The sequence below is a fragment of the Wolbachia endosymbiont (group A) of Pogonocherus hispidulus genome, assembly GCF_964028195.1.
Classification (GTDB): Bacteria; Pseudomonadota; Alphaproteobacteria; order Rickettsiales; family Anaplasmataceae; genus Wolbachia.
This window is the reverse complement of sequence record NZ_OZ034750.1, coordinates 1319372-1330729: the sequence shown is the minus strand read 5'-3', so window position 1 is coordinate 1330729 and position 11358 is coordinate 1319372. Positions and strand designations below refer to the sequence as shown.

Below are 11358 nucleotides of genomic sequence, written 5' to 3'. Positions count from 1 at the left end.
GAAAAGTAACTTCTACATCATGAGCAATGATGTAGAAGCTTTTGTAACTTTATATCTTCTTGTGAAGAGAATTTATCTTCTTTATATCACCTTTTAAATCCACCTCCATAGAGAATTTAAGATTCATATTGTGGTCATCTTCATAAGCATTATAAATGTAACCATCAATAGTTAAGTTTCCTATCATATCATGGCTTTCATCTAGTATTTCGCTTCCTATTTGATAATGGCCAGTATATTCGTTAAAGGAACCATCTGTCAATTTGATGTATCCGTTACCAAATTCCTGCTCTAAATTTAAAGGATGATTAGTGTTAATAAAATCTATTTCGTTCATTATATACCTCACTAAAAATTAAATTATAATTGAAATAAGATGTTAAGTCAAATTATTGAATAATTTAATAAGATTAGTAAATTTTAAAATACAGAGCTGACTGTAATTAACACTCTAATTACATATTTTGTTAATATGTTAATGTTATAATAACACAGAGCTTTATCTTAACTCTTGACTTTGTCCTATAAAATTCATACTTTATTTACTGTTTATAGTTCAGATTAAAATGGCATTAAATCCACTGGAACAGTTTAAAGTATATACAATAATAGAGTTACCTAGGTTATTTGGGTATAACGTAAGCTTTACCAATTCATCTCTTTTCACGATGATTTCGGTGATACTGGTGATACTCTTTTTGCTTTTTGGAATAAAGAAGGGGTCAGTAATACCAGGATATTTGCAAGCTGCAGTTGAGTATGTATATGATTTTGTTATTTCAATAATAGAAAATAACACTGGAAGCAAAGGCTTGCAGCACATTCCATTGATATTTACAGTGTTTATTTTCATTTTATCATGTAATTTGGTTGGTGTTCTTCCTTATAGTTTCACGGTCACAAGTCATGTGATAGTCACCTTCGCTTTATCGATGGTAGTTTTTACTTATATAACGATTGTTGGATTTAAAGAAAGGGGAGTAGAATTTTTACGCATATTGCTACCAAAAGGAACTCCTTCGTGGCTTGCACCTATAATAATTATTATTAAGTTGTTTGCTTATTTAGTAAGGCCGATTAGCCTATCAATAAGGCTTGCAGCAAATATGATTGCTGGTCATACAATCATCAAAGTGATAGCAGGGTTTATTGTAAATATGAACATATTTCTCACTCCTGCGCCGTTTTTGTTCATAATTGCATTGATAGGATTTGAAGTATTTGTTGCAATTTTACAAGCTTATATATTTACTATATTAACATGTGTATATTTGTCAGATGCAGTAAAGTAATTGACTTCCTTGTAGAATATTTTACAATTATATTATAAAGAAATAATTAAAGGTAATATATGGATTTAGTAGCTTTAAAATTTATAGCAATTGGTTTAGCTGTGTTTGGAATGCTCGGTGCTGGTTTAGGTATAGCTAATATCTTCTCTGCTATGTTAAATGGGATTGCGAGAAACCCTGAATCAGAAGGTAAAATGAAAAGTTACGTTTATATTGGTGCTGCCATGGTTGAAATCATGGGATTGCTTGCGTTTGTACTTGCAATGTTATTAATATTTGCTGCTTAACACATGCCACAGCTTGATGTTTCAACCTTCTTTTCTCAAGTTTTTTGGTTTTTAATTTTTTTCTCTTCACTTTTTTTCGTAGTAAGTTGTTTATTTTTACCAAAGTTAGATGAAATAATAAGCACTAGAAGTAAAGAAGTATTGGGTTCTTTTAATAGTTCTGTTCATCTTTTAAGACTTACGGAAGATCAGATTGCCAAATATAATGCCGCTTTAAACCAAGCTAGAATACAGGCAAAAAAAATCATAGATGATGCACTTGCTCAGGTAGAAGAAATGAGAGCTAATGTTAAGAATATATTAGAAGAGGAAGACAAAAAAAAGAGCAAGCTTATTGAAGAAAAAGTGGCAGAATTTAAATCTGAATATACTGATCAGTTAAAACAAATGGCTACTAGTATTGCTTTAATTTATTATACTAAATTGACCAATTCTGAAATTGAAGAGGAGTTTGTTGCTGACTTGGTGTCCAAAGAATTTTAGGGGTTTTTATGTCTACATCACTGATTATCGGTCTTGCCTTCTTGGTAAGTTTTGTCCTTTCGTATAAATTGCTAAAGAAAGTGATAAAAAATGCGCTTAACAATAAGCGTAACAAAAGCAAATTTTCAAGTGAAGAAACTGAAAAATTCAGAAAAGATATGTTGGAGTATTACAAAAAATCTTCTGAAAAATACAAAAAATTAGATGCAGAAGTTAATAAAATGATGAATGAAGCACTTGATAAAGCTAATAGTATCATTAAGCACAATAGACAGCAGCTAGATCAGACATTAGATGACAATGCCCATTCTAACTTGAAGAAAGTCACTGACCAAGTTGAAAAAGCTCTTGGAGATTTACAGGCTAACACAGCGAATATAGCTGCTGATGCTGTAAAAAAAATAATGCATGAACGTAAAGATGATAAGCGTAGTAGCGAGGTCATATCTTCATTTTCACGTGACTTAAATAAAAAATTGCATTAGGTTTAATGCAACAATTGCCTATACTTCAAGCTGATAATGTAGAAAAAATTAAGTTTGATTCTAGTTTGTGCAAAGAGCAAGAGAAACTTTTTTACTATAAATTTAATATAATTCCTTGGCAAAAATTAAATGATACTACTTTTTTTATGGTTGAAGACACAAGCCGAGATGTCAACCGTTGGGTCGAAGCTCATTACGGTATTGACTGTGTATTAATAAAAGTGGATAGCGAACAGATTTTAAATCTTCTTAACTCGCACTTTGGTATTTCAGAATTTGCAAGCAACTACTTATATTACAAGAATGCTAATTTTTCAGCTAAAAGCATTAAACTAAGCTCAATATTTTTTGCTTCTTTCTTTATTGTAACTTCAATTTTAACACTAACAGAGAAATATACATATTTTGCTTTGATGTTGATATTTATAATCGGATGTTCTAGTTATTTATTCAAGTTTATAGCTACAATTTTTAACTTATGTGAAACCTCCAACCAAAAAGTGGATTATAGTAAGCTGAATGAAGAAGATTTTCCTATATATACTATTTTATTGCCTGCTTTTAAAGAAAATGCAGTAATAGAGCAATTGATCGAAAGCATTGAAAGTTTGGATTATCCACAATCAAAATTAGATGTGAAGCTTCAGGTAGAAAGTGATGACCAGGAAACGTTAGCAGCTATAGAAAAGTACACTTTACCGCAGTATTTTGAAGTAATAAAAGTGCCTCATTCTTTGCCTAGAACAAAAGCCAAGTCATGCAATTATGCTATGAGCTTTGCTAGAGGAAAGTATGCAGTAATATATGATGCGGACGATAAACCAGACCCATTGCAGTTAAAAAAAGCACTAATTGAATTTAATAAGGGCGACGATAAGTTAGCCTGTGTACAGGCGAAATTAAATTACTATAATTGTGATTATAATTTTCTCACAAAATCCTTTTCTCTGGAGTATATGAACTGGTTTCAATACTTATTGCCTGGATTCCAAAAAATGAACATGCCAATGCCTTTGGGTGGTAGCAGTAATCATTTTTCAGTAAAAATTCTAAAAAAATTGTTTTTCTGGGATGCTTATAGTGTTACCGAAGATGCTGACCTCGGTTTGAGACTTGCGCAAATGGGATATAAAACCAGGATGATTGACTCGGAAACATTGGAAGAGTCACCAATTGCTGTATTTGCTTGGATTAAGCAAAGAGCGCGCTGGATCAAAGGCTATATGCAAACTTATATTGTTCATTTAAAAAATATAAAGTCACTTTATAAACACACCGGATTTAAGGGAATTTTGCTATTGAATCTTTTTGTTGGCTCTGCAGCTTTTATATTTTTTACTACTCCATTTTTACTGCTTTCATTGATATTAACTAAAGTTTTAAATGAATTATTTTTGTACTACTTTGTAGTGGTATACGTTACTAACCTGATTCTTTTGGTAATAGCTGTCAGACAGCAAAAGATGCCTTTTTATTTTTATATAGTATCGATATTTTTTCCGGTCTATAGTCTGCTACATAGTGTTGCAGCTTTTCTTGCCTTGTGGGAATTTATTCTTTACCCTGAGCGATGGAACAAAACTCAGCATGGTTTATGGAAGCAAAACCTGTAGCTATTTGGCTTTTTCTCTGCTGTATTATGGTAATTCTCATGGTGGGGATTGGTGGATTTACCAGACTTTCAAAAGCAGGATTGTCAATCACGGAGTGGAAACCCATCACTGGAACATTGCCACCACTGAGTGGACAAGATTGGCTACAAGAAAAATTAAAATACGAAGCTACACCTGAATATAAAGCACTTAACTATGGTATGAGTATGGAGGAGTTTCGCGCTATATACTTAATAGAGTATGTGCATAGATTAATTGCAAGACTAACAGGTTTAGTTTTTGTCCTGCCATTTATATATTTTACATTAAGAAGAAAAATATCTAAAAAGGCAGTAATAAGGCTATTTATGGCATTATTATTTGGAGCTTTACAAGCTTTTGCTGGTTGGTATATGGTTAAAAGTGGTTTAGTAACTGAACCTCATGTTAGCCACTATAGGCTTGCACTTCACTTATTATTAGCATTAATTATCTTTGCATTATTGTCATATCAATTTTTTGATTACCAAATCAGGCCAAAGCAAACTAAACTTAAGATTAGTAGTGACACTCTATACTACACAGGGATGATTTTGGCCCTAATTGTAATACAAATAATTTTCGGTGCGTTTGTTGCGGGATTAAATGCTGGTTTGATTTACAATACCTTTCCACTAATGGATGGACAAGTCGTTCCAGAAGATTTATTTTTCTTACACCCTATATGGCTGAATATCTTTGAGAACAGAGCGACAGTGCAATTTATACATCGAGCACTGGCATTGCTAATACTAGCTTTGGTAGTAATACTCACAGTAAAAAATGCTAGCGTAAAACCAGTATATATTATGCTGCTCTCCGTCGTCATTCAGATCATTTTGGGTGTAATTACTCTATTATTGCACATACCAATAGCCATTGCCATAGCTCATCAAGTGTTTTCATTTATCTTGTTTGGGTCAAGTTTATACTTCTTGTGTTATTTAAGAAAGCAGAGCTAATACTACATCACCAATCTGCACATTTTTTCCTTCTTGAACGGGAATATTTTTTATCACCATTGCTGCTTCAGCGCATATAATATTTTCCATTTTCATTGCCTCCACCACAAATAAAGGTTGTCCTATTTCCACCTGATCTCCTACATTTACGTGTAATTTAACTAATAAACCAGATATTGGGGATCTTACGGCATCTGCTGAAATCCCTTCTGTTTCATTGTTTAGCATTAACTTACTTAATTCAGCTACATGAGGTTTAAATATACAACACTCAGCTTTCATGCCTGCATGTCTTATGAAGTATTTGCTGCCTTGTTTTTCTACTTTAAATGTTATATCAGCATCATCATTAATTGTAATATATAGTAACTTATGACTTGATTTCCACTTACCTACTACAGAATATGTGTTATGATTGTATATTGTTATTAATGTATTATCTTGGTACTTTGCGTTTACAGAGTACTCATTGTCATTTATTACAACTACAAGCGTTTCATTCACTGGTTGATTGTGGTACTTTTCTTCATTTTCCAAATGAACATATAACGCAGTGAAAATAAATATTTTAATATACTCTTCTGTAACAAAATCGTCGTGAAACCCACTAGGGTAATGGTCTGGAATGAATCTCGTGTGGAGCTTTGCTGCAATAAAATTTGGGTGATGGAAGATGGATTCTAGAAATTCTATATTATTTGTTACTCCTTCTATATAGCATTCAGACAATGCTTTTTGCATTCTACTGATCGCTTCTACTCTATCTTTTCCATATGTTATAACTTTTGCAATCATTGAGTCATAGAACGTGCTAATTTCTGAACCTGCAGCAACTCCATCATCTATTCTTACATAATCATTTTCATCCAGTTTATCGTAATATTTTATTCTTCCGCTGGAAGGGAAAAATTTCTTTGATGGGTCTTCAGCGCAAATTCTACTTTCTATTGCAGAACCAGTAAGTTTAATATCATCCTGATTGAATCTCAATTTCTCTCCACAGGAAGTTCTAATCATTTCTTCTACTATGTCTATTCCAGTTATAAATTCTGTTACTGGATGCTCAACTTGCAATCTCGTATTTACCTCAAGAAAATAGAAGTTTTGGTCTTTATCTACAACAAACTCAACAGTGCCTGCTGAAAAATAACCAACTTGTTTTGCTAAAGAAACACATTGGACATACATTTTTTGTCTTACTTCTTCACTAATGAATGGACTTGGAGTTTCTTCTATTATTTTCTGATTATTCCTTTGTATCGAGCATTCCCTTTCTCCAAGACACACTATATTGCCATATTTATCTGCTATGATTTGTATTTCAATATGTCTTGGTAACTCTATATATTTCTCTATAAAGATGCTGCCATCCTTGAAACTTTTTTCTGCCTCATTTGTTGCTGATGTAAACGCTAGTTCAATTTCTTTTTTGGAATTTACAATTCGCATTCCTTTGCCACCACCGCCTGATGCAGCTTTGAGCATAACGGGAAAACCAACCTCTTCAGCAACTTGAGCTGCGTGGGCAGCATCGCTGATCTTACCCATATATCCTGGCACTACATTCACTCCAGCTTTTTTTGCCGCTTCTTTTGCTGTGATTTTATTAGCTGTAACTTCTATTGTTTCTGCACTGGGACCGATGAAATCTATATTATGTTTTTGAAGAGCACGTGGAAAATCTGGATTTTCTGCTAAAAAACCATAGCCAGGATGAACTGCCTGCGCGCCTGTTTCAACTGCTACCTCGCATATTTTTTCAATATTTAAATAACTGAGGCAAGAAGGCGAAGGGCCGATATATCTTGACTCATCTGCTTGTCTTACATGCACAGAATTTACATCTGCATCCGAATATACGCATACACAAGATATACCCATCCTACGAGCAGTCCTGATAATCCTGCAGGCAATCTCCCCTCTGTTTGCTATTAAAATCTTACTGTACTTCTTTTCTGTCATCTTATCAGTATACTTTCTTAGCTTGAGAAAGTAAATTTCTATATCATTGCCTGCAACTTTTTGTTATATGTCAGACATTCACCCTTGCAAGACCTTCATTACTAATATTGTCCATTGGAGTGCTCACGTCATGCAAGTCATGTATCTCACTAAATACTTTGCCTGACAGATACGCAGCCCCACCAGAAATTATTCCAGCCATCGAAGCCAATGCAAGAGACTGAGAAACTAAAAATAAAAAGTATAAAGACAAACATAAAGCAGCAATACATGCTATCGCTCCTACTATATATAAGCATAGGCGAAACTTCTGATTACATATAAGACTGTCCTTTATGCCTGCAATTTCTTTTATTTCTTTCCTAACTGTTTTACTAACCCAATCAAGAGGAGTCTTTTTAGATTTATCTAGCGCACATCTATTGCACAATGCCTCTTTAACATAATTCTTGACATTTTCTAATTTTTTCGGATCACAATTTGGGTTAGTTTTTTCAGACTCCAAATGCTTGAATATTCCTTTTACTACACTTGGTAATATCCCCATTTCTGCTGCTATATGAAATGGATTTTCATGATCTTTATTGTACTCTAACAAGTGAACATTACTTTCAACACTTTTCTTGAAAATAGATAAAAACTTATCAACGTTTCCTGTTTTTGCAGCTAAATGCAGGAGATTATCTCCCCTAATTCTTTGTTTTGTTTTATCAAATGGGCCGGTGTAATGCCAATTGATATTAGCTTCATTATCTGAAAGCAATTTTGCTATATCTACAAGTTCACCCATAACTTACCTAACTACTTAACCAATAATAAATTATACAACACGATTTATTAAAAATAAAGAAAATTTAATCTCTCAGGATAAATAATTTATAGTAATTCTACATTGTTACAAACGTAGATTTTGGGTATCATAGCCTATACTTTACTGTAACAATAACATGCTAGACGTAGTCACTAGATTCGCTCCATCACCAACAGGGTTTTTGCATATTGGTGGGGCTCGTACAGCTTTATTTAATTGGCTCCATGCAAAGCATCATGGTGGCAGGTTTTTGCTAAGGATTGAAGACACCGACAGAAAACGTTCAACACAAGAAGCAATTGATGCAATTATAGAAGGGCTAAAATGGCTCGGTGTGAGCTATGATGGGGAAATAGTATATCAGTCAAAAAGAATAGAGCGGCATAAAGAAGTAGCAAACCTTTTAGTTGAGAAGGGTAGGGCGTATCACTGTTATTGCCCTGAGGATAAAGTTGCAGAAAAGAAAATAAAAGCGAGAGAAGAAGGAAAAATATATAAGCACAAATGTATTAGTGTGACATCAAACGTAAAGCCTGTTGTCCGCTTTAAAGTGCCAGACTCGCAAGAGATCGTCATTGATGATAAAATATACGGCCAAATCAAAGTAAGTAGCGAGCAGCTTGATGATATAGTGATCTTACGCTCTGATAACACTCCAACATATATTTTTGCCGTAGTGGTTGACGATCATGATGCTGGAATAACTGATGTAATACGTGGCTCTGACCATCTCACTAATACCTTTAAACAGCTGCTAATATACCAGGCTCTTGATTTTGACATTCCACGCTTTGCACATGTGCCGCTTATCCATGGGGAAGATGGGAATAAGCTATCCAAAAGGCATGGTGCCACAAGCGTTTGCGATTATGAAAAGATGGGAATATTGCCAAAAGCGATGCGTAATTACTTGCTGAGACTTGGCTGGAGTCACGGCAACGATGAGATTATTAGCGATGAGCAAGCAATAGAGTGGTTTAATTTAGAAAACATCGGTCGTTCACCTGCACGGCTCGATTTTAAAAAACTGGAACATTTGAATAACCATTATATTAATAACATGAGCAATGAGGATATTCTGGCTCTAATACTTGGAGAAAATACTCTAACTGACAGGAAAAAGAGCTATTTACTGCAAGGACTAATGGAACTAAAAAAAAGGGCAAATTACCTGACTGAACTGCTGGATTTAGCAAAATTTTATATTCAAGACCCACCGCTTGATTTAAGCGAAGAAGCTCATCAAGTTGTCAAATCTAACCTCAATATAATTAAGTTACTCGCATCATTTCTGTCAAAGATCGGTGATGAAAATTGGAATAAAGGTTTTTTATCTTCTCAGATCAAGGAATTTGCAAAATCACATGATATGAAAATAAGCGGTGTATACCACTCATTACGTGCTCCCATAACTGGAGTAATGGATGCACCTGGAATCATTGATATAATGGTGATTCTTGGTAAAGATGAGTGTATAAGAAGGTTACAAGCAATTTAAATAAAATAAGAAAATTCCTTGACAAACTCCGCCAGTCCCCTTATCATGAGACTGAAGCTATTTATTTATCTTCTCTGTACAGATTAAATGACAAAAAAACTCACGTATCTGGCGTATCATGTTTAATTTTTTGCACTATGTGCACCTTATGTCTTTATAAAATTTCTACCTACATAAGCTGAAACGCGCTTATAAAGCGTTTAAAACATAAAAAAACGCCAACTTAAAAAATGGATAGTGAATAACTAGCTACCCTAGGGTTTCTTTTGCCTTTTTTTCTGTTTAGTAAATTTCTTAACGTTTATAATTTAGGTTAGTTGCATTTAAAAGTAGCTGAATCGCGGTTATTAAGTGTTTAGAATAAAAAAACGCCATACTTGAAAGTATAATGTAAGTAATTAGCCAACCACGGGGCTTCTTTTGCCTTTTTTTTCACTTGGTAAATTTCTTAAATATTTATGGCTAAACGACAACCGTCATCCCTGTAAAGGTCAAGTAATTCGTCATTCCGCTATGTGTTAGCGGATGAGATACCGCGAATGAATCGCGGTATGACGGTTCGCAGTGGTATGACGATAACCTCGTCATCCCGCTACTTGTTAGCGGGATCTATCCGCGGCGGTTGTAAGTTAAAAATACGTTATAAAAGAAACAAGAGGGAAGATAACTCTACTCACTATAGGAATAGCGGGCGTGTGCGACCGACGCGGCGTTGGGTATCCGTTCAGCAGAGTGGTTGTATCCGTTCAGCAGAGTGGTTTAAGAAACGATAGATAGGAGATTGTGAAAAGGGTTTAACCCCCTTTGTTTCCATGTTAAGTATAACGAAATTATCCGCTCAAGGAATGTGTTTTCTCGCTGTGATTGTGTAAAATATGAGTTTTTACGGTAAATGACATAGTGTCGTATCTGTTGCTCAGCATGGTTGTTTGTCATTGGAATATTTTCTGGGTCATCTAAAAATTTCCACATCATTCTTTCAGATTTCAAAATATTTTTGGCAACTCGAGAAGCTCCAATTGCTTCAGGTAGGTGGAATATCTCCTTCAAGTAATACCTTGTACGTTTTCGCAACTTTCTGGCACGTCTGACAAACCTCAAAACATCTATCTCACTTTTTAGTAAAGCTTTTTTTAGTGCAAATAATTCAGTGGCTACGTTTCTTAACCAGAACTTTAACTTCAAATTTCCAACTATGTTTCAAAATCTCTTGATCCAGCAGATTTGCCTCTTTTCATCAGAAAAATAATTGTATGCTGCATATCTGTCAGTTACTACCAAGCTATTGCGATTGCAGAACTTACTATTTTGTAAAACCTTCATTCCTCTTGATTCTGTAAATCTTACAAAACTTGCCGTATTGCTTGCAAACATCCAACACCAAGCGAGTTTACCTTTGTTATAATGGCTCGTTTCATCAATATGTAGAACTTTACTCCTACTTATCTCTTGTTCGATTTGCTCATATGTTTTTTCGCATTTTGATGCAACTCTGTGTTCACTATTTGATATGCTGCCAACACTTATGTTCAAATTAAAAATGTCATTTATGATACTAGCCACTTCACGCTTTGAGTTTTTGTAAAATCCGCTGAGTGCCGCAATTATCGATTTAACTTTTGGACCAAATGTATCTGATGTAACACCTTCTGGTAATTTGCTACTTCTTCTTTTTCCGCACTTCCGACAACGGCCATGCTCTAGCTGATACTCTACTACATACGGCTTAATTTCCTGCAGATCAACTTTCTGATGAATATATGGTTTTTCGCATATTGCAATCTTCCCTCCGCATTCGCAAGTAGATGACAACTCTATCTTTATCACCTCATCTGCTTCCATTTTAGCACGATAATTACCCTTATGCCCAACTTGACCACCAATCTTTCTTTCGCTTTTGGCTTTTCCTTTTTCATTTTGTATAATTCTTTTGAACTGGGAATTGAT

The 11358-nt window shown here is 34.3% G+C and carries 10 protein-coding genes and 1 pseudogene; 7 read left to right on the top strand and 4 right to left on the bottom strand.

Features of this window, described 5'->3' with window-relative positions; all coding sequences use genetic code 11:
• Positions 1-49 precede the first annotated feature (49 nt).
• Positions 50-337, bottom strand: a complete 288-nt coding sequence (locus ABWU58_RS06480; RefSeq protein ID WP_353282954.1) for a hypothetical protein — start codon at positions 335-337, stop codon at positions 50-52.
• A gap of 229 nt (positions 338-566) precedes the next feature.
• On the opposite strand from ABWU58_RS06480, the gene ABWU58_RS06475 reads away from it, so the two are divergent.
• From ABWU58_RS06475 to ABWU58_RS06450, 6 genes are read left to right on the top strand one after another with little or no spacing between them, the layout of a single operon-like run.
• Positions 567-1292, top strand: a complete 726-nt coding sequence (locus ABWU58_RS06475) for a F0F1 ATP synthase subunit A (protein WP_353282953.1) — start codon at positions 567-569, stop codon at positions 1290-1292.
• 59 nt (positions 1293-1351) lie between these two features.
• Positions 1352-1579 (top strand): F0F1 ATP synthase subunit C, encoded by a 228-nt coding sequence (locus ABWU58_RS06470; RefSeq protein ID WP_006014985.1) that lies wholly within the window; start codon positions 1352-1354, stop codon positions 1577-1579.
• Positions 1580-1582: 3 nt separating this feature from the next.
• Entirely contained in the window at positions 1583-2062 is a 480-nt protein-coding gene (locus tag ABWU58_RS06465) for a hypothetical protein (protein WP_064125096.1), read from the top strand.
• Between the two features lie 8 nt (positions 2063-2070).
• The gene (locus tag ABWU58_RS06460) at positions 2071-2547 is read left to right on the top strand and encodes a hypothetical protein (protein ID WP_353282952.1); all 477 of its coding nucleotides are present in this window, start codon (positions 2071-2073) and stop codon (positions 2545-2547) included.
• Positions 2548-2561: 14 nt separating this feature from the next.
• On the top strand, positions 2562-4160 hold the full coding sequence (locus tag ABWU58_RS06455) for a glycosyltransferase family 2 protein (protein ID WP_353283734.1): 1599 nt from the start codon (positions 2562-2564) through the stop codon (positions 4158-4160).
• On the top strand, positions 4142-5140 hold the full coding sequence (locus tag ABWU58_RS06450; protein WP_353283733.1) for a COX15/CtaA family protein: 999 nt from the start codon (positions 4142-4144) through the stop codon (positions 5138-5140). Before ABWU58_RS06455 ends, ABWU58_RS06450 begins: the two co-directional genes overlap by 19 nt.
• Here ABWU58_RS06450 and ABWU58_RS06445 read toward each other — a convergent pair.
• Both ABWU58_RS06445 and ABWU58_RS06440 read right to left on the bottom strand, forming a co-directional pair.
• Positions 5123-7102, bottom strand: coding sequence for an acetyl-CoA carboxylase biotin carboxylase subunit (locus ABWU58_RS06445; protein WP_353282951.1), 1980 nt, complete (start codon positions 7100-7102; stop codon positions 5123-5125). The two genes, ABWU58_RS06450 and ABWU58_RS06445, sit on opposite strands and share 18 nt — an antisense overlap.
• A gap of 70 nt (positions 7103-7172) precedes the next feature.
• Positions 7173-7892 (bottom strand): hypothetical protein, encoded by a 720-nt coding sequence (locus ABWU58_RS06440; protein ID WP_353282950.1) that lies wholly within the window; start codon positions 7890-7892, stop codon positions 7173-7175.
• A gap of 157 nt (positions 7893-8049) precedes the next feature.
• Between ABWU58_RS06440 and gltX the strand changes: the two genes are divergently transcribed.
• Positions 8050-9411, top strand: coding sequence for a glutamate--tRNA ligase (gene gltX / locus ABWU58_RS06435; protein WP_353282949.1), 1362 nt, complete (start codon positions 8050-8052; stop codon positions 9409-9411).
• A 759-nt stretch (positions 9412-10170) separates the two neighbouring features.
• Here the strand turns inward: gltX and tnpC are convergent.
• Positions 10171-11253: pseudogene (gene tnpC, locus ABWU58_RS06430) on the bottom strand (IS66 family transposase).
• Positions 11254-11358 lie beyond the last annotated feature (105 nt).